Genomic DNA, 19,442 nt, shown 5'->3' on the forward strand with positions numbered 1-19,442 from the left:
TTAAAGTTAAGTGCTTATCGCTGAATATACCAATCCATGCAAGCTCTAAATCTAAATAATCAAAAACTAAATCAAGAAGAATATCAAAATTTAGCTTTTCAAAGTCTTTAATTAAAATAGAATAGGTTTTATAGATTATATCATCGAGGTTGTTTTTGGTTTGATTCATAAATAACATTATACAAAAACTAATTTTTAAATCAAATTATTTATGTAAAATATTGAATATATAATTGAATTATATTATAATTAGTTAACTTAAAGAGATGTAGGGGGTTATATGTCTGTTTTGTTTATGAGCGAGGATTGGATAAAATTGGTTGCAAATCAATGGAATACAAATAACCAAATTATACAGCAAGATTTAAGAAATTTTACTGCAAGCTGGGAATACTATATTGAAGACAGGCCTAATTTGCCACATTTAATGATGGTATGTGAAAAAGGAAAAATTGTTTTTGCAGGTAAAAAAGATGAGAGAATATGTGATTTTGAGATGTGGACTTCACTGGAAAACTGGAAAAAAATCTTAAATAAAGAAATATCGTCCAAAATGGCATTAATGAGCAGAAAACTAAAATTTAAAGGTTCAATGATGACAGCTTTAAAATACATGAAAGCATTTGAAATTCATTTAAATATATTGGGAGAAATTGAAGCAGATTTTGATATTTAGAGGTTTTATATGATTAGATTTAGTGTTGATCCTAATTATGCAGGTAAAAATTTACCTGGATGGTTTATGGTTGCCTCATATTTACAAAAAAGCATAGGTCAAAGGGTTAAGTTTATACCGTATAAAGATTTTGATGAGGCACGAAATGCGGTGCTTTCTGGTGCAATTGATATAGTTTATGCAAACCCATTTGATTGGGTTTTTTTTATGAATGAAATAGGTTTTTTGCCTATCGCAAAACCTCGTAATCACTTTGATGAAGTTATTGTTTGTTCAAAAAAGTATAAAAGTTATTTAGAACTTACAAAACCAATAAAAATAATATCTGCTCACAAAAAAACATTTGTGCATATGGTGGGTTTGTTTTTGCTTGAGAAAGCTGAAATTGATTTAGATAGTTGTAAATTTAATTTTTCTGGTAGCTATCAAAGTGTAATAAAAAATGTTTTGCAATCAGAGTACGATATAGGATTTGTTTTAAGCGAAGTTTATGAAAAATCATCAGTTATTATTAAAAGTCAACTTAATATTTTAGATGTTTCAAACGATGGTTTTGTTTTTCATGCGTTTTGTATATCACCACGTTTAATTGAATTACAAAAAAGCATTACTGAGTCAATTTTGAATTTTAATAGTAAATTATTAGATGATATTGGTTTTGAAGGTTTTGAAACAATTAGCGAAGATGAAATTTTTACAATATCTAGTCTTGCAAATGAATATATTGGAAGTTTAAATCGAGAGGCTTCTTAAAAAATAGTTAATTTCAAATGGGTTTTTAGCTACAAGACAAATATTAGATAACGCTTCAATTTTTGCCTGAGCAGATTCGTCTTTTATAGATACAATTGCTCCAGCATGACCCATCTTTTTTTGTTTTGGTGCATTTTTGCCAGCAATATATGCAATAACTTTTTTTGACATGCTTTTTATTGTATCTAGGGCTTTAATTTCTAAATTTCCGCCAATTTCGCCAATCATAATAACGCATTTAGTTTGGGGATCATCTTCAAAAAAATTTAATACCTCAGCAAAACTCATACCCAAAACTGCATCACCACCAATACCTAAAGCTGTCGAAATACCATAACCTGCTTCTTTTAACTGCAAGGCAATCTCGTACATAAGCGTACCTGACCTTGAAACTAGGCCAATATTGCCTTTGTTAAATATTTGCTCTGGCATGATACCAAGCTTGCACTCATTTGGTGATATTATACCTGGTGTATTTGGACCAATGATTTTCATGTCACTTTTTTGCGCAAATGCTTTGACTTTTAACATATCTTGCAAGGGTATGCCTTCTGTTATTACAATCGCTAGTTTTATACCCGCATCTTGGGCTTCTAATATGGCATCTGCAGCACTATTTGCAGGCACAAATATCAAGCTTGTATCTGCCTGCACATGCTGTAGAGCTTGATTGGCACAATTAAAAACAGGAATATCAAGCCCTTCAACGTATGATTTACCAAAGCTAACACCTGCTACAATTTTTGAACCGTATTGCAAGCAAAGTTTTGTATGCAATATACCCTGCTTGCCAAGACCCTGTACTATTGCTTTAGTTGATGTGTTAATTAATATACTCAATTTTTTTCTCCAGCAAGAAGTATGGTTTTTTCAATGCCTTCTCTTAAGTTTTTTGCCATACTGATGTTGCTTTTTTTATAAGCATTTAAAATATCAATTGCTTCTTTTTTGTTTGCACCTTCAAGTCTAGCAACAATCGGCAAATTAAAGCTATAGGCATCGCAGAAATCTACCAAAGCTTGTGCAACTATATCGCATCTTACAATGCCTCCAATAATATTGACAAATATAACTTTTACCCTTGTATCCTGGTGGATAATCTCTAACGCTTTAAAAATTGATTCTTTGGTAGCACTGCCTTTTATATCCAAAAAATTTGCGCATTTGCCACCGAAGTCTTCTATTGTATCCAAACAAGCCATTGCAAGCCCTGCCCCATTAACCACCATAGCAATATTTCCATCTAGCCTTACATAATTTAAGTTATTTTGGCTTGCTTGAAACTCAAGGGGCTCTTGTTGTAATATGTCTGTATATGACAGGATTTTTTCCTGTCTAAAAAGTGCGTTATCATCTATTACAATTTTTGCATCAAGTGCAAAAAAATCACTACCGGTATCAAGCAAAGGGTTTATTTCTAAAAGCTCTGCATCGATATCTTTGTAAAGCATAAAAAGTTTTGATATTAAAATTACAAAATTATTTGCTTTATTTTTTTCAAAATTAAAAGCGCATGCCGCTTTTTTTGCGTAAAATTTGGAAAAACCCAGAAGTGGATCTATACAGACCGTATTGCTTTTGCTTACTTTGAAGGTTTCTTGAATATCTACTCCACCTTCTTTTGAAACAAGTATAGTATTGCATTGATTGTTTCTATCCGCAAAAATGCTTACATATAGCTCTTGATTACCCAGTAAGGCTTCTTCTATATAGATAGCAGAAACGATTTTTCCTTCTTTTGGCGTTTGTGGCGTTATTATGCGTTTGCCTAAGAATTTTTTACAGAAGCTAATAGCTCCTTGCTTATTATAAATTTTTTGAATGCCACCAGCTTTGTTTCTTGCTCCCGCGTGAACCTGCACTTTTGCAATGTAGGTTTTACCTGTTTCAAATGGTATGCTATCTATTTGTTTCGTGTTTGTTACGACAAAACCTTTAGGTATATTTACACCATATCTTACTAATAATTCTTTTGCTTGATATTCGTGTATATTCATTTGTAAACTACATTAGCATACTTTAAACTTTTTTTCAAATACAAGTTTACTCGTAGAGGTCGTAGAAGCTTGACTTTGATATTACTATATCTTCAAAATCTCCTACTTGCCTTTCTCTTTTTAGTTTAACTAAACCGTCAATTTCTGGGGCATCTAAAAAGCTTCTTGCTATTTTTGGACCATCTATAATCACTTTTAATTTTTTGCCAATAAATCGTTCTAAGTTTTTTTTGCTTAATCTTTTTTGTGTATCAAGCAATAGTGCTTTTCTTTTTCTTTTTGTATTATAGGCAACAACATTACCATAAGTGGCGCTTTTTGTATTTGCTTCTTTTGAGTATTCAAATGCTCCAAGCCTATCAATCCTGTAATTGTTTATAAAATCCAAAATCTCGTTAAAATCTTTTTCCTCTTCGCAAGGGAAACCTACTATAAAAGTTGATCGTATGGCAACATCATATTTTAAAAGTTTATCAAATAAATTGCAGATAAATTTCTTATCATAGTTTCTTTGCATGAGTTTTAATATTTTATTACTTACATGCTGAAGTGGTATATCAAAATATGGCACAATTCTGGGTGTTGAGGCAATTGTGTCTATTAAGTCGTCAGTTATGGAAGATGGATACAGGTAGAGTACCCTTATCCAGTAATTGCCTTCAATTTTAGATAAATCTTTTAAGAGCTTTGAGAGGCTATTGTTATTGTAACAGGAGGTGTCTTGAGCTATTAGAACAATTTCTCTTATGCCTTTTTCAAGCAATTGGATAAATTCGCTTTTTATATATTCTGGATTTTTTTGTCTGTATGGACCTCTTATTTGAGGTATTGTGCAAAAACTGCAATTGTGGTGACATCCATCGGATATGCGTAAATATGCATAAGGGTACGTTGTAATTATTCTTTCTTCAACACCAAAAGGTTTTCCAAAATCGCAGTAATTAAACTTTTTGTTTAAATTAACGGAATTTGTACTGTTTGTATCTACAAACACATCAATTTCTGGTATTTGCGATTCAATTTGATTTTTAAACCTGCTTATAAGACAGCCTGCTACTACAAGTTTTTGATTTTCTTTTTTGTTTTGAGCGATTTCTAAAATTTTATTAACAGATTCTTTAATAGCCTTTTGTATAAAAGCGCAAGTGTTAACAAACAATATATCAGCTTTCTCTGGATCGTATACAAATTCAATATTTTGTTTTGAAAAGTTATAAAGTATATTTTCTGTGTCAACCAAATTTTTTGGACAACCTAAACTTACCACATAGCATTTCATGATAAAACTTTTTTAAGTGTAGCACTTTTTGCTTTTTTTATATCATCAATGGGTACATTTATTAAATCGTTTATCTTTAGACTTTGTTCTTGTGTGGTAAAGCCTAATCTGTAAGCATTTATGCCACTTTCGTAAGCAATGGATTCTATAGCGTCAAAGTCTTGATTTTTAATCTCAATTATAATGTTTGCTTGAGACTCGCTAAATAAAAACTCGTGTGGGTTTGAATTTATATTGATTTTAATATCGCACCCAATATTGTTTTCGCACATAGAAGCCAAACAGCATGCAAGTCCGCCCATTGAGATGTCTTTTGCACTGATAATTAGTCTGTGTTTTTTATGTGCAATATCAAAAAATTTTTTTAAAGATAAATGTAGTTTAACTTTTGGGTCAGGGACTTTACCGTCAATTTTGTTGTGCAAATAATACAGGTACTGACTTCCACCTAAATTTTGTTCTACATCATTTAATAGTACGATAGTGTCACTAGCTAATTGAAATTGGCTTGGTATTACGTCTTCTATTTTACCAATGCCTACCATAGCAATAGTAGGCGTGGGAAAAATATTTTCTGCTACAGTTTCATTATATAAACTTACGTTACCACTTACCACAGGTGTATTTAAAGACTCACAGGCATGCTTTATTCCCTCAATTGATTCTACAAATTGCCACATAACTTCTGTATTTTCTGGGTTACCAAAATTCAGGCAATCTGTGATTGCAACAGGTTCGCCACCGCTTGCAATGATATTTCTATAATTTTCCAGCACGGCTATTTGTGACCCAATATTTGGGTCAAGATAACAATATATGGGGTTAACGCTTGTGCTTGCAAAAACAGCCGCGCCTGTTTGTTTTACAGCTATTGCGCATGCATCGCCTTCTGGGCCCTTTAGTGTATTTGTTTGAACGGTTGAGTCATATTGTTCAAAAATTGGCGATTTATCGGTTAAATTAGGCTTGCTAATTAACGTTAGCAAAGTTTGATTATAATTTTTTGGTTCTTGTGTGTCGATTTCTTTATTAATTTTTTCGATATAGGCTGCCTTTGTGTATTTTCTATTATAAACAGGCGCTTCTATAATGCCCAAATCAAATTCGCCTATTGTTTGGTTTTTAAAGCGCAAGATTACCTTTTTGTCTTTTATAACTTTACCAATAATTTTGGCATCCAGGCTCCATTTTTTAAAAATATTCAAAATTTCGCTGCTATTTGTTGGGTTGGCTACTATCAACATTCTCTCCTGACTTTCTGAGAGCATTATTTCAATGGGTGTAAGATTTTCTCTCAAAGGTACATTATCAAGGTATAGCTCAACACCGACGCCACCTTTTTCAACCATTTCGAATGCACTTGAAGTTAAACCTGCTGCACCCATGTCCTGTATCGCTTCAACTAAAGATTTGTCCATTACTTCAAGACAGGCTTCTATTAATAGTTTTTCGGTGAATGGATCACCTATTTGAACTGTTGGTCGATTCTTGGATGATTCTTCGTCAAAAGAACTTGAAGCCATGGTAGCGCCATGTATACCGTCTTTGCCTGTTTTTGATCCCACGTATATCACATCTGCACCAACTGTTTTTGCTATGCTTAAAAAAATCTTTTCTTTTTTAGCTATACCCAAAGTAAATGCATTAACCAGAATATTGTTGTTATAACAATCCAAAAACATAGTTTGACCGCTTGTAGTAGGAACTCCAACGCAATTGCCGTAATCACCAACACCTCTTACAACACCGTCAAGTAAGTATGGTGTTTTTGAATGATTTAATGATCCAAAGAATAACGCATCCATGTTAAGCACCGGTCTTGCACCCATGGTAAAGACATCCCTTAATATACCGCCAACGCCTGTTGCAGCACCGTTATATGGATCTATATACGATGGATGATTATGAGATTCCATTTTAAAAACAGCTACATAACCATCTCCAATATCAATTACGCCTGCATTTTCTCCAGGACCTATGATAACCTTATCAGATTTTGTTGGGAGTTTTTTTAGGTAAATTTTTGATGATTTGTAACTGCAATGCTCACTCCATAATGAAAAAATTATAGCTTCTTCAATCTCGGTTGGTTTTCTTTTAAGTCTATTTTCTAATAGTTCTAGCTCTTCATCATTTAGATAACGCTTTGTCATATTATAAACCTCTCTAAACTTTTAAATTTTTTTACAAAATCGTTTTTATTGTTTTTAAAAAGAGCACTGCCAACAATAATCTCGTTTGCACCAGCATCAATGAGATTTTTGGCATTTGCTAAATTAACACCTCCATCAACCTGTATTACAAAGTCAAGATTGTTTATGTATCTATATTTTGCCAAGTATTCTATTTTTTTTATAGAATTTTCTATAAATGCCTGTCCACCAAATCCAGGATTTACTGACATTACAAGTACACCATCAATATAGTCTAATATATATTCCAATAAAGCTGGTGATGTAGCAGGATTAATAGAAACCAAGGCCCTCGTGTTTTTTTCTTTTATAGAGTTAATAAGCCTATTTAGATGGTAATCAACCTCTTGATGAATTGTTATAGACCAAGCGCCAGCATCTATAAATTTTTGAACCCAAAAAGAAGGATTGGCAACCATTAAATGAACATCTAAATTTAAATTTGTAGTTGAATGAATTTGTCTTGTGATGTCAGGTCCAATTGTAATATTTGGTACAAAATTACCATCCATAATATCTAAGTGCAGCATATCACACCCAGCAGTTTCTATCTCTTTAATTTCTTCTTCAAGCTTTAGAAAGTTGCACGATAAAATTGATGCCAATAGTTTAGTTTGTATCACGTTCGATTTCTCCTACTATTTCTTCAATAATGTTTTGTAAACTAACAATACCTATACTCGTTTTATGATCATCAATCACAACCAATAGGTGCATTTTGTTCTTTATCATCAGTTTAAATGCTTTGTCTATTTTTACATTTTGATTTATAAACAAGGGTTTTCTTGAGATAGAAAGTATAGTCTCTTTACTATCAATGTCAAACTCCCACTTGCGTTTAATTAAATCTTTAACATACAAAACCCCCATAACTTGATTACGCTTTTGTTTATATATAGGTATTCTATTGTAATTTATTTTATCAATGTGCTTTATAAAAGATTCAATTTTTGTATTTGCTTCAAACATCAGTGTTCTCCTCAATGGTACCATTATATCTTTTATTTGTTTTTCTTCAAATTTAAAAACATTTTCTATCATTTGTTGTTCTTGGGGATCAAATACATTATTTGAGCTTTCTATAATATCTTTAAATTCTTTTTCTGTAATAGTTAAAATACTTTCTTGCTGTAAATTTTTTAAAAAAAATTTTCTAAATAATTTTATAATTGCACTAAATGTTTTCACAATAGGCATAGCAATTTTAAATAACATATATAATGGCATTGCAAATATCGTAGATATTAATATATTATTTTTAACTGCCAAACTTTTTGGTGTAATTTCACCAAAAAGTAATAGTATAAAAACAACAATACCACTAGAGATTGCCAGATATTTATTGCCAAATATTGTTTGAAAAATATTTGCGAATAAAATTGATGCAAAAATATTAACAAACTCATTTAAAACTAATAGCATTGTGATAAAATTCTCGAGATTTGCGAGTAAGTTTGTGATAATTTCGTAAGCTTCTGGATTTTTGTGTCTAATATGTAGCAGATGTTTAGCTTTAAGTGAAAATATAGCAGTTTCAGATGAAGAAAAAAAAGCACTTAAAGCTACCATTATAATAAAAAGAAAAATTTTAAATAGCTCAGAAGTGTGTAAATCCATATTGTTTTGGTACAACTATATTATCATTGTCATAAATTGTAAGTTTTTTGCTATTATTTGTTTGCCCAATTAACTTAATATCACCAATTTTGAGTATACTATTTCTGTATTTTTTTTCTGCACAAAATAGTAGTTCGTAGTCTTCGCCTAGTGTAATTTTGTCAATATCGCTTAAATGGTTGCTTTTACATAAATTTATATTTTCTAAAAAAATATTCATACCTATATTGCTTGATGTGCAAATGTGTATAGCATCTTGCAAGAGACCATCGCTTACATCTATCATAGCAGTTGCATAAGGTTTTATTTTGTCAATTAAATCTATTCTTGCTTTTGGGGCCAAAAATCTTTCAAGACACTCATTGCTTTCTGTAACATTATTTTTTAGCGCCCAAAAACCGCACGCGGCGCAGCCAATTTTGCCTGTTACATAAACATCTTGGTTTTCTTTTGCACTTGAGCGTAAAATAGGCTTATCTGTTTCTCCTATTAAAGTTATGTTTATGGATAACTTGTCATCCTTTGTTGTGTTGCCCCCAAGTAGAAATATGTTGTTTTTTGAAAAGTTTATTTGTAGGTTATACAAAAACATTTCTAAACTGGAAGTCTTCATTTCTGGGTTTAAAGATAAAGATAAAAAAGCCCACCTGGGTATGCCGCCACAGGCTACTATATCGCTAATATTAATATTAATAGCTTTGTAAGCTAGTTTATCCATCGGGTGATTGCTAAAAAAATGTATATTTTCTATTAATGTGTCAACAGTTACAAGTATATTTTTATCGTAAATTGGTATTACAGCGCAATCATCACCAATACCCAGTGCATCTTTTGGCTGTTCAAATAAATTTTTTATCTTTTCAATAAGGCCAAATTCGCCTAAGTCTTTTATTGTATCCATTGTTCTATTTTATCGTTTTCTTTTTTGTAGAAATATTTTAATTTTTTTTCTAAATACTCTTGCGTTACAAAACTACCTTTAAAGTTATGTGGGTATAGATATTCTTTGGAGTTAGTTTTTAAATGTTTTGGGACATTAAGTAAAAAACCATTTTTAATATCAGCTTGTGCTTTATTTATAGCTATATATGCTGAATTAGATTTTTTGGCTAAAGCCAGGTAAATTGTGCAAAATGCTAAATTGATTCTTGCTTCTGGCATTCCAATATTTTGAACAATAAAAAGCGTACTTGCAGCAATATTAACAGCATCTTTATCAGCAAGCCCGATATCTTCGCTTGATAGTATGCACAGTCTTCTGGCTATAAATTCTGGATCCTCTCCACTTTCTAACATTCTGGCAAGGTAATATATAGCTGCATCTGGATCTGAGCCCCTTATGCTTTTAATAAATGCCGAAATAAAATCATAGTGATCCTGTAGATTATCATATGACAGATCTATATTAAAGAGATTTTCTACATCTTTTTTTGTAATGTGTTTCAAATTTAGAGCAAGAAGTATATTCATCAATTTCCTTGCATCATGATTTGACTGCTTGATTATTATGAAACGCGCATCATTATCTATCTTAATGCCATGCAAGCAAACTCTATCTAAAAGTATTGATAGATCTTTTTCACTTAAACCTTTAAATTCATAAACAAACAATCTTGAACGCAATGCTCTGTTTAACTTAAAATATGGATTATGAAATGATGTTCCAATTAATACAACATTGTTTTCAACAAAAGATAGTAAATAATCTTGTTGTTTTTGGTCTAGTCTATGAACTTCATCTATTAGTAAAAGTGTTTGTTTATCTGTCAAAGATGATTTTATATCTTTAAAAGTTGAAATTGAAGCGTTTAAATATATATAATTTAAATTTTTTTTCTTTGCTATAAGCTTTGCGTATGTGGTTTTGCCACTGCCTGGTGGACCGAACAATATTAAAGATGGCAAATATGTATTATTGTGATAAAAATTATAAAGGGGTTTTCCTATAGTAAATAAATGTTCTTGACCAACTAGTTTTCCAAAAACTTCAATACTAAAAGCACTTCTGACGATGTTTTCTATTGTTTCGTCTTCCATTGCTTAAATTTTACCAATTTTAACAGAAAAATCAAATTTTTATTGAAAATTTATAAAAACATTATATAATTCAAATATGTTCTTGCCAACAAATGTAAGGTACAGTTTAAGATTTTTAATAGAACTCAAAAAAAGTGATAAACCTTTGAGCCTTAAAAATATTTCTCAAACAACAAAAATCAGTGAAAATTATCTAAAACAACTTGCAGCCAAATTGGAAAAACACGGTATTGTAGAAGGCAAAAAAGGCCCTCATGGAGGATATAGAATTTTGAAAACAAATGTATCACTTAAGGATTTAATAGATATTTTTACTGAAGGTATTAAATTAGCACCATGTGTACAGGATGGCTTTGTTTGCACACTTATTGAAAATTGCCCCTCTACAAAAATGTGGCAAGAAACAAACAAAGCCATAGAAAAGCTTTTTGAGGATATCAAGTTAGAAAATTTTTAGCTATTTAAAGCTTCATATATAGCACACATGTCAATTTTTGAATAATTTGCAAGACCTTTTTTGTAAGTTTCGTTAACTATAGATAAAGCCGGGCAGAAAGCTTTTTTATCTTCTGCTAATTTTACAGCAAATCCTAAATCCTTTTGCATGTGTTCATATGGAAAATGAGTTTCGTAATTGTTTGACAAAATATTTTTGCCTTTTAGTTCAAACATTGAATTCGCAAAAGCACCGGAGTTTAATAAATCAAGCACTACATTCAAGTCTAAATTAAGTTTTTTTGCTAGTTGAAGACCTTCTGCTAATGCTTGCATTGTGATACCCATTACCTGATTGTTTACAATTTTTAAGTAAGAAGCATTTGGTATGTTATCTAAATAAAATACTCTTTTAGAAAGTTTTTTAAAATACGGATTAATTATCTCATAAGCTTTTTTGTCGCCTGCACAAAGTATTATCAATTGGGCATTCTGGGCAGGTAGTTTACTTCCTACAACTGGTGCTTCTAAAAATAAAGCATTTTTGTTTTTTACTTTATCGTAAAGATTTTGAGAATATGAGGCAGAAACAGTGCTGAAATTTACTACAATTTTGCCATTTTCTAAGCCTTCCAGCAATCCATTTTTTGAATTAACAACATTTTCACAAGCTTCATCGTTGCTTAGCATTAAAAATATAATATCACTATTTTGTGCTACCAGTTTGGGATTATCAAAAAACTCAAAATTATCTGTTGCCAATTCATTGATTTTTTGCTTGCTTCTATTGTAGATATTTAATTTTATGCCATCTTTTAAAAGATTATTTGCCATTGCACTACCCATTATTCCAAGTCCAATAAAACCTACTTTCATACTAAACCTCCTTTTTTGTGTTTTCATTCAAATTTTGAGCTTCTTCTATTAATAGTACTGGTATGTCATTTTTTATTGGATATTTTAATTTACAATTGTAACATACTAAAAATTCATTTTCTAATTTGAGTCCACCTTTGCATTTTGGACATACAATAAAATCGAGTATTTTTTTATCAAGCATAAGCTTCCTCCAAAATTTTTTTGAGTTTTTCTTTAAGTTCCAGGTGTTTTTCAAGTTCTTCTTCTTTAATTAGGATCCATTTTAGTTTTATTTCTTTAAAAATATTTTCAAAAAGTTCCAGGTTTGATTCTTTTAGATTTTTTTTCTCTATTACTATTGCATATTTTGGCTTTATTTTTACATTATCAACAATTAAGAAATCTACAAATTTATTTTGAATAATAAAAAAAGCATTTCTATTTTTTCTATCAACGTGTATAAATTCAGATAATCTCATTTTGGGCAGAACTTCTAAATTAAAATCTTTAGCATGTAAAAGCAGTATTTCATAAACTATACGTTCATTTTTTGAAAGCAGGTAATCTTTGAGTGTATATTTTTTTATCTGTGGGGTTTTTAATTCTTTAAATTTTCTAATCAACCATAATACACAGACAATGCTAAAACCAATTAGAAGAACAGAAATATAGTACCATGGTTTCATAAAAACTTCCTTAGCAGTTCAACTTCTTTGAAACGTGTTTTGTTTGTACCTGGCGTTTCTAATATGAAGCTGGCATTTTTAAGTTTTTTTGAGCGCAGAAAGGTTTTAATATTTTCAAAGCCAATCAGACCTTTTCCAAGTTTTTCGTGTCTGTCAAGATTTGAACCAAATGGAGCTTTTGAATCGTTTAAATGCCAAAGTTTTATATTATTAATATCCAATATATTATCAAGTTCTTCCACATCTAAATTATAACCTGTTGCAAATAAATGACAAGTATCTATGCAAAAAAATACATTTTCGCCGATTTTTTCTTTTAAAATTTTTAAATCTTGCAGATTTTTTCCTATACGTGTTGTATTTTCAAGCAAAAGAGTAGTATTTGAAAATTGACTTAAAATTGGCTTTATGGTTTGTGTAACTTTTTGCAAGCAATCTGGATCTTTACATGAGCCAGGATGTAAAACTAAATTATATATTCCAAGCTTATATGCGTTTTCAAACTCGGTTTCAAGTTCGTTGTATGTTTGAGATGTAGGATTTGCTGGGTTTATCAGGTAAGAACAATGTATAAATGCATTTTCTGGGTTTATATTGTAGAGGGATATATTTTGCTTAAAAGCATTTGCAGTTTCATCATCTATTAATTTTTCACTCCACCTGCGAGGGCTTTTTGTAAAAAATTGAAAGCAATCAATATTATAATTATTACACAAAATAGGAAGTTCATCTATTTTGTGTTCAATAGATAAATGTATTCCAAGTTTCATAATTATTTATACCGAGCGCTATTAAAGTCTTGTGAACTAAAACTTGATAGTGCGTTGAAAAGTTCTACCTGGAAGCTTCCAAGTGATTTCGTTTTTGAGGCAGCTATCTCCGAAGATATGCCAAGCATTAAACATGCCGTTAAGGTTGCTTTTAAATAATCTTTACACACACTGGCAGTTGCACCCATAATAGAGCCTAACATGCAGCCAGAGCCAGTAATTTTAGTAAGCGCTATGTCACCGTTTTCGCACAGATATAATTTATTACCATCTGATATTATGTCAGACTTTCCTGTTGTACAAATAACACATTTGAATTTTTTTGCTAAATTCTTTGTAATATTTGTAATGTCATCAATATTTTCAATAGATTCAACTCCTTTTGTTTGTACTTTTATTCCAGATAAATTTGCAATTTCGGATGCGTTAGCCTTTATAATATCAACTTTAATTTCAGACAAGATTTGATTTGCGATGTTGTTTCTAAATTGGCTCGCACCAACGCCAACTGGATCAAAAATAACAGGTATACCCTTTTTGTTAGCATTTTTTGCAGCAACTAGCATTGTTTCAACAATTTTTTTTGTAGGTGTACCCATGTTGATAAGCAATGCAGAGCTTATTTTTATTAAATCTATAGCTTCTTCTTTAGCGTAAGACATAATGGGGCTTGCACCTATTGATAATAACGCATTTGCACTTACGTTTGTAACTACGAAATTTGTTATATTATATACAAGCGGATTTTTTTCTTTAATTGCCTCAAGAATTTTACCAAAATCTTCCATTCTTCCTCCTTTTCCTCAAAAATACTAAAGATAGTTTCAAAAGTCAATTAATTTAGTTTTATTTAATAGGTTGACAGTAATTGATTAAATAATTATAATGGTTTAGTGGACATTTTAAAAATTTTACTTACCTTTGCGGTAGGCTTATTGACAGGTTTTTTAAATGTAATGGCAGGTGGAGGTTCTATGCTTACCTTGCCGCTTTTGACGTTTTTGGGGTTAAGCATAGATGTGGCAAACGGCACAAATAGGGTTTCTATTTTGTTTCAAAACTTAGCTGCCAGTTATAGTTTCAAAAAAAATAAAGTGCATATTTTAAAGCGGTCTTTCATTTTGTCAATTCCTGCAACGCTTGGTGCTATTTGTGGTACACTTGTAGTTGTCCAGATAAACGAAAGTTTATTAAGAAAAATTGCAGCTGTTTTAATCTTGTTTATGGGGACTTTTATTGTTTTAAAAAAGGATGTTTGGAAGAAAAACAAAATCTCAACAAAAAAAAACAATGTCCTATCATATTTAACTTTTTTCTTCATAGGTTTTTATGGTGGTTTTTTGCAAGCAGGTGTTGGGTTTTTATTTATCAGCGCTTTAGTTTTCCTTGAGGGTTTTGATATAGTAAAAACAAATGCTGCAAAAGTGGCAATAATTGCCGTATATACTATAGCTTCTTTAATAATTTTTATTATTCACAATCAAGTAGATTGGAAGATAGGTATTGTATTAGCTATAGGTAGCGCCATTGGTTCAAGTTTTGGTGCACGCTATATGGTATTGAATGAAATAGTATGGGTAAAATACTTACTTTTTATTGCTATTTTAGTTGCAACCTTAAAGATGTTCTTTTCCTAAGTTTCTATTTTAATTTCTATAATATTGGGTTTTTTTGTATCTTCTTTTACGACAGGAAGCGTGTTGTTTTCTCTAGCATTTAATTCTTGAATTCTTTTATAGAGTTCTTCTATAAGCTTTTCAAGGTCTTTGATTTGATTTTTAAGTCTCATTATAACATCTACGCCAGCTAAGTTGACGCCAAGCGTTTTGGTCATTTCTTTAATAAATCTTATATCTTCTATATCTTCATCGGTAAAAAATCTGACATTGCCTTTTGTTCTTTTAGGTTTTATAATACCGCTCTTTTCATATTCTCTTAAAGTTTGTGGGTGAATATCAACGATTTTACAAAATACGCCTATGCTATATACATCTTTTTTGAACCTCATAAAATCTCCTTTACAATGTTTTACTTAAAACATCCATTTGTTCTCTAGTTAAATCTCGCGGCATTTTTATATTTGCTTTTGCATACAAAGGCCCATTTTTTAAACCTTTATTTGAAATCTTAAATATTGTACCTGTTTGGGTACCTTTTGGTATTTTTATTGTAATATTGCCATATGGTGTTTTAACCTCAGCACTTCCACCGAGAAGTGCTATTTTAAGCGGTATTTCAAAATCAGTATATAACTTGTTATCTTTTATATAAAAATTAGGGTCTGGTCTGACATTAACAGTTAAATGAAGATCTCCCCTACCGATACGGGTTTTTTTGCCTTTTCCTTTTATTTTTAACTTAGTACCATCAACAGTGCCTTCTGGAATTTTAACTTTAATTTGTTCATTATCAATATTTAGTGTTACAATATCACCTTTGAGTGCCTGGTTAAAATCAAGCGTTAAATTATATGCAATATCGCCTTGTTCTTGTTCCATGTCGTTAAAAAAAGAAAAACCATTAAAATCGTTGAAATTTCCAGTACTTTTTGATTTTTTTCTAAATAAGTTAAAAATATCCCCAATATCAAAGTTAGAATTGTTTGTGTAGTAATTAGAGCGAAAGTTATCATAATTTTGATCACTTGAATCAAAACCACTAAATCCAAATTGGTCATACTGAGCTTTTTTTTCTTTATCAGACAGGACTGAATAAGCTTCATTAATTTCTTTAAATTTTTTTTCTGCCTCTTTATTATTTGGATTTAAATCCGGGTGATATTTTCTAGCTAATTTTCTAAAAGCTTTTTTTATTTCTTCATCTGTAGCATTTTTACTGACGCCTAAGACTTCATAAGGATCCCTCATAGTTACCTCCTACTCCTTTGCTGTTAATATAATATTTAAGATGAAAATGTCAAGTATAGATTTTTATACTTGACAATCTTTTATTAGGGATTATATTTGAAACGAAAAAATAAAAATTTGGAGGTGTGATATGTTTAAACCATTAGAACCCTTTAAGGAGTTAACAACTCTTCAAGAAAGGATTAACAAAATGTTTGAAGACGTATTGCCATCTTTTAGCTTGCAAGATTCTAAATGGCTGCCAGCTGTAGATATTTATGAAGCAGATGGTAATATTCAGATTGAAGTAGAAATACCCGGAATGGATGAGAAGGATTTGAAGGTTAAAATTGAGGATAATACTCTAACGATTTCTGGTGAAAGAAAATTCGAGAAAAAGGAGTCAAAAGAGAATTATTATCGTATTGAGCGTAATTATGGTAGTTTTACAAGAAGTTTTTTTTTGCCAGACAATGTTGATAAAGAACTAATTAAGGCAAAGTACGAAAATGGCATATTGAAACTAGAGCTACCTAAAAAACTAGAAGCAAAACCAAAAGAAATTGAAATTGCAGTACAAAAGTAAAAAAATCACCAGGGGGGTTATCGCCCCCTTTGGGTTAAATGAGGTATATTTATGGATATAAATAAATTAACAATTAAATCTCAAGAAGCATTGCAAAATGCAAAAAATATAGCGAATTCTTACGGTAATCAGTTTGTTAGTTCTCTACATTTACTCAAAGCCTTGATTGATGATAAAAATGGTATAACATCTACTGTATTAAAAAAAATAGGCGTAAACACAAACCAATTAAACAATGAAATTGATATGTCAATTGAAAAAATTCCAAAGGTAAGCAATATACAAGATGATCAGATATACATAACTTCAGAGCTAAATGATGTTTTTAAAAGAAGTGAAGAAGAGGCAAATAATTTAAAAGATGAATATATAAGCGTAGAACATTTCTTGCTTGCGTTGACTGAAAGATGCGATGCAGCGGTTGTTTTAAATGTAGTTGGCGCCACAAAAGACAAAATTTTAAAAAGTTTAGTGGATATTAGAGGTGGAGTGCGCATTACAGATCAAAACCCTGAAGAAAAGTATGAAGCTTTAAAAAAATATGGAAAAGACATAACTGAACTTGCAAAAGCAAATAAACTTGATCCAGTAATAGGCAGAGACGAAGAAATAAGGCGTACCATTCAGATTCTGTCCAGACGCACAAAAAATAACCCTGTTTTAATAGGTGATCCTGGTGTTGGAAAAACTGCAATTATTGAAGGCTTAGCTCAAAGGATAGCAAAAGGAGATGTGCCTGAGAGTCTCAAAAATAAATTATTAATAGCGCTAGATTTAGGCGCTTTAGTTGCTGGGGCAAAGTATAGAGGTGAATTTGAAGATAGATTAAAGGCAGTTTTAAATGAAGTAAAACGATCAGAAGGTAATATTATTTTATTTATTGACGAACTTCATACAATAGTAGGCGCTGGAGCAAGCGAAGGTAGCCTTGATGCTTCAAATATGTTAAAACCCATGCTTGCAAGAGGAGAACTAAGATGCATAGGTGCAACAACACTCAAAGAGTATAGAAAGTACATAGAAAAAGATGCGGCCTTACAACGACGTTTTCAGCCAGTATTTGTAGCAGAGCCTAGCGTTGAAGAGACTATATCAATTTTAAGAGGTTTGAAAGAAAAATACGAGATTCATCACGGTGTTAAAATAAAAGATGCTGCAATTATAGCAGCTGCAGTTTTGTCAAATAGATACATTACAGATAGATTTTTGCCAGACAAAGCAATAGATTTAATAGATGAGGCTGCAGCAAGCCTGAAAATTCAGCTGGAAAGTACATTTGAGCCCATAGATAATCTAAATAGGAAGATTGCACAGCTTGAAATAGAAAAAGAAGCCCTAAAGCGCGAAAAAGATGAAGAATCCAAAAAAAGACTTGAAACTTTAGATAATGAATTAGCTCAGCTCAAAGAACAATTAAATGTTTTAAACGCAAAATGGCAGTTTGAGAAAAACCTGATAAAAGAAATACAATCTATTCAAGAAAAAATCGACAATACAAAATCTCAGATTGAGTTAGCTGAAAGAAGCGGTGATTTCGAGAAAGCAAGTATTTTAAAATATGGCGAATTGCCAAAGCTAACAAGAGAACTAGAAGAAAAAAATAAACAGCTAAATAGCCTTGACGAAAGACTTTTAACACAGGAAGTAACAGAAGAAGAAATTGCAAACATAATATCAAGATGGACAGGCATACCAGTGCAAAGAATGCTCGAAGGCGAAAAAGAAAAACTTATCAAAATGGAAGAAAACCTTCAAAAGCGCGTTGTAGGTCAAGATCAGGCAGTTGTAGCTGTGAGTGACGCTGTAAGAAGGTCAAAACTCGGCCTGTCCGATCCAAATAGACCTATAGCCTCTTTTATATTTTTGGGACCAACAGGTGTGGGAAAAACTGAATTATCAAAAGCATTGGCTGAATTTTTATTTGATGATGAGCGTGCATTGATTCGAATTGACATGAGTGAGTATATGGAAAAGTTTTCTGTTTCTAGACTAATTGGCGCACCACCTGGCTATGTGGGGTACGAAGAAGGTGGCCAATTAACCGAAGCAGTTAGAAAAAGGCCATATTCTGTTATACTGCTTGACGAAATAGAAAAAGCTCACCCAGATGTTTTTAATATACTTTTGCAAGTTTTAGACGATGGTCGACTTACCGATTCCAAAGGCGTTACGGTTGATTTTAGAAATACCATAATTATAATGACTTCAAATTTAGGTAGTCAATACTTAATAAATTTAAGACAAGACGACACAATTGAAGAATTTAAAAAAGATTTTGAAAAATCAAAAGAAAACATCAATTTAGAATTGAGAAAATTTTTTAAAGTGGAGTTTTTAAATAGAATTGATGAGATTATCATATTTAATCCGTTAAGTATTAAAGAGATTAAAAAAATTGTAAGATTGTTGCTTTCTAAAACCCAAAATAAACTGCTCCAAAAAGGTTTTAAAATTAGCTTTTCGGAACAGCTTTTAGAGAAAGTTGCCCAAGAAGGCTTTGACCAAGTATATGGCGCAAGACCGCTTAAGCGCTTTATTCAAAATAATATAGAAAATGCAATAGCAAAAAAAATTTTAACTAACGAGGTCACAAAAGATTATTCATACCTTGTAAATATCTCAAAAGACGAGATTGTATTTTTAAAACAGTAATAAAAAAGCGGCTAGATGTTCTAGTCGCTTTTTTAGTTGATTTTTTAGTAAATATGTC

At 31.1% G+C, this 19,442-nt stretch carries 21 protein-coding genes; 6 read left to right on the forward strand and 15 right to left on the reverse strand.

Annotation, left to right across the window (positions count from 1 at the left end):
- The first annotated feature begins 280 nt into the window (after positions 1-280).
- Both ACP5FO_RS05270 and ACP5FO_RS05275 read left to right on the forward strand, forming a co-directional pair.
- Entirely contained in the window at positions 281-676 is a 396-nt protein-coding gene (locus ACP5FO_RS05270) for an SCP2 sterol-binding domain-containing protein (protein ID WP_092128550.1), read from the forward strand.
- 9 nt (positions 677-685) lie between these two features.
- On the forward strand, positions 686-1,429 hold the full coding sequence (locus ACP5FO_RS05275; protein ID WP_428157127.1) for a phosphate/phosphite/phosphonate ABC transporter substrate-binding protein: 744 nt from the start codon (positions 686-688) through the stop codon (positions 1,427-1,429).
- Here ACP5FO_RS05275 and sucD read toward each other — a convergent pair.
- From sucD to ACP5FO_RS05315, 8 genes are read right to left on the reverse strand one after another with little or no spacing between them, the layout of a single operon-like run.
- On the reverse strand, positions 1,409-2,269 hold the full coding sequence (sucD, locus tag ACP5FO_RS05280) for a succinate--CoA ligase subunit alpha (protein ID WP_428106691.1): 861 nt from the start codon (positions 2,267-2,269) through the stop codon (positions 1,409-1,411). The genes ACP5FO_RS05275 and sucD overlap by 21 nt on opposite strands.
- Positions 2,266-3,426 (reverse strand): ADP-forming succinate--CoA ligase subunit beta, encoded by a 1,161-nt coding sequence (gene sucC / locus ACP5FO_RS05285; protein WP_428157128.1) that lies wholly within the window; start codon positions 3,424-3,426, stop codon positions 2,266-2,268. The genes sucD and sucC overlap by 4 nt, the downstream gene beginning before the upstream one ends.
- Before the next feature lie 46 nt (positions 3,427-3,472).
- Complete coding sequence (gene rimO, locus ACP5FO_RS05290) at positions 3,473-4,705, reverse strand: 30S ribosomal protein S12 methylthiotransferase RimO (protein ID WP_428157129.1); 1,233 nt, start codon at positions 4,703-4,705, stop codon at positions 3,473-3,475.
- Positions 4,702-6,858: a phosphoribosylformylglycinamidine synthase subunit PurL gene (purL, locus tag ACP5FO_RS05295; protein WP_428157130.1), complete on the reverse strand. Its 2,157-nt coding sequence runs from the start codon at positions 6,856-6,858 to the stop codon at positions 4,702-4,704. Before purL ends, rimO begins: the two co-directional genes overlap by 4 nt.
- Positions 6,855-7,520 (reverse strand): ribulose-phosphate 3-epimerase, encoded by a 666-nt coding sequence (gene rpe / locus ACP5FO_RS05300; RefSeq protein ID WP_428106673.1) that lies wholly within the window; start codon positions 7,518-7,520, stop codon positions 6,855-6,857. Before rpe ends, purL begins: the two co-directional genes overlap by 4 nt.
- Positions 7,507-8,514, reverse strand: coding sequence for a CNNM domain-containing protein (locus ACP5FO_RS05305; protein ID WP_428106670.1), 1,008 nt, complete (start codon positions 8,512-8,514; stop codon positions 7,507-7,509). The genes rpe and ACP5FO_RS05305 overlap by 14 nt, the downstream gene beginning before the upstream one ends.
- Positions 8,495-9,415 (reverse strand): thiamine-phosphate kinase, encoded by a 921-nt coding sequence (gene thiL, locus ACP5FO_RS05310; protein ID WP_428106663.1) that lies wholly within the window; start codon positions 9,413-9,415, stop codon positions 8,495-8,497. Before thiL ends, ACP5FO_RS05305 begins: the two co-directional genes overlap by 20 nt.
- Positions 9,403-10,551 carry a replication-associated recombination protein A gene (locus ACP5FO_RS05315; protein ID WP_428157131.1) on the reverse strand — a complete coding sequence of 383 codons (1,149 nt, stop codon included), beginning with the start codon at positions 10,549-10,551 and terminating at the stop codon, positions 9,403-9,405. The genes thiL and ACP5FO_RS05315 overlap by 13 nt, the downstream gene beginning before the upstream one ends.
- Positions 10,552-10,627: 76 nt before the next feature.
- Between ACP5FO_RS05315 and ACP5FO_RS05320 the strand changes: the two genes are divergently transcribed.
- Positions 10,628-11,008 (forward strand): RrF2 family transcriptional regulator, encoded by a 381-nt coding sequence (locus ACP5FO_RS05320; RefSeq protein ID WP_428157132.1) that lies wholly within the window; start codon positions 10,628-10,630, stop codon positions 11,006-11,008.
- Here ACP5FO_RS05320 and ACP5FO_RS05325 read toward each other — a convergent pair.
- Genes ACP5FO_RS05325 through thiM form a run of 5 tightly spaced genes read right to left on the reverse strand, consistent with a single transcriptional unit; the run spans position 11,005 to position 14,088 of the window.
- A complete protein-coding gene (locus ACP5FO_RS05325; protein WP_428157133.1) occupies positions 11,005-11,862 on the reverse strand; it encodes an NAD(P)-dependent oxidoreductase in 858 nt (285 codons plus the stop codon). The genes ACP5FO_RS05320 and ACP5FO_RS05325 overlap by 4 nt on opposite strands.
- Position 11,863: 1 nt before the next feature.
- The gene (locus tag ACP5FO_RS05330; RefSeq protein ID WP_428106648.1) at positions 11,864-12,046 is read right to left on the reverse strand and encodes a Trm112 family protein; all 183 of its coding nucleotides are present in this window, start codon (positions 12,044-12,046) and stop codon (positions 11,864-11,866) included.
- Entirely contained in the window at positions 12,039-12,530 is a 492-nt protein-coding gene (locus ACP5FO_RS05335) for a DUF2726 domain-containing protein (protein ID WP_428106644.1), read from the reverse strand. The genes ACP5FO_RS05330 and ACP5FO_RS05335 overlap by 8 nt, the downstream gene beginning before the upstream one ends.
- On the reverse strand, positions 12,527-13,300 hold the full coding sequence (locus ACP5FO_RS05340; protein ID WP_428106638.1) for a deoxyribonuclease IV: 774 nt from the start codon (positions 13,298-13,300) through the stop codon (positions 12,527-12,529). Before ACP5FO_RS05340 ends, ACP5FO_RS05335 begins: the two co-directional genes overlap by 4 nt.
- A gap of 2 nt (positions 13,301-13,302) precedes the next feature.
- Positions 13,303-14,088: a hydroxyethylthiazole kinase gene (gene thiM / locus ACP5FO_RS05345; RefSeq protein WP_428106631.1), complete on the reverse strand. Its 786-nt coding sequence runs from the start codon at positions 14,086-14,088 to the stop codon at positions 13,303-13,305.
- Between the two features lie 105 nt (positions 14,089-14,193).
- Here thiM and ACP5FO_RS05350 point away from each other — a divergent pair, with 105 nt between their 5' ends.
- Complete coding sequence (locus ACP5FO_RS05350) at positions 14,194-14,937, forward strand: sulfite exporter TauE/SafE family protein (RefSeq protein ID WP_428106623.1); 744 nt, start codon at positions 14,194-14,196, stop codon at positions 14,935-14,937.
- On the opposite strand, the gene ACP5FO_RS05355 is transcribed toward ACP5FO_RS05350, so the two are convergent.
- Positions 14,934-15,308 carry a MerR family transcriptional regulator gene (locus ACP5FO_RS05355; protein ID WP_428106619.1) on the reverse strand — a complete coding sequence of 125 codons (375 nt, stop codon included), beginning with the start codon at positions 15,306-15,308 and terminating at the stop codon, positions 14,934-14,936. The two genes, ACP5FO_RS05350 and ACP5FO_RS05355, sit on opposite strands and share 4 nt — an antisense overlap.
- A gap of 10 nt (positions 15,309-15,318) precedes the next feature.
- A complete protein-coding gene (locus ACP5FO_RS05360; RefSeq protein ID WP_428106614.1) occupies positions 15,319-16,167 on the reverse strand; it encodes a DnaJ C-terminal domain-containing protein in 849 nt (282 codons plus the stop codon).
- A gap of 130 nt (positions 16,168-16,297) precedes the next feature.
- On the opposite strand from ACP5FO_RS05360, the gene ACP5FO_RS05365 reads away from it, so the two are divergent.
- Complete coding sequence (locus ACP5FO_RS05365; protein WP_428106609.1) at positions 16,298-16,732, forward strand: Hsp20/alpha crystallin family protein; 435 nt, start codon at positions 16,298-16,300, stop codon at positions 16,730-16,732.
- Between the two features lie 51 nt (positions 16,733-16,783).
- Positions 16,784-19,384, forward strand: a complete 2,601-nt coding sequence (clpB, locus tag ACP5FO_RS05370; protein WP_428157134.1) for an ATP-dependent chaperone ClpB — start codon at positions 16,784-16,786, stop codon at positions 19,382-19,384.
- The last annotated feature ends 58 nt before the right edge of the window (positions 19,385-19,442 follow it).

The sequence above is a fragment of the Desulfurella sp. genome, assembly GCF_049977265.1.
Taxonomy (GTDB): Bacteria; Campylobacterota_A; Desulfurellia; order Desulfurellales; family Desulfurellaceae; genus Desulfurella.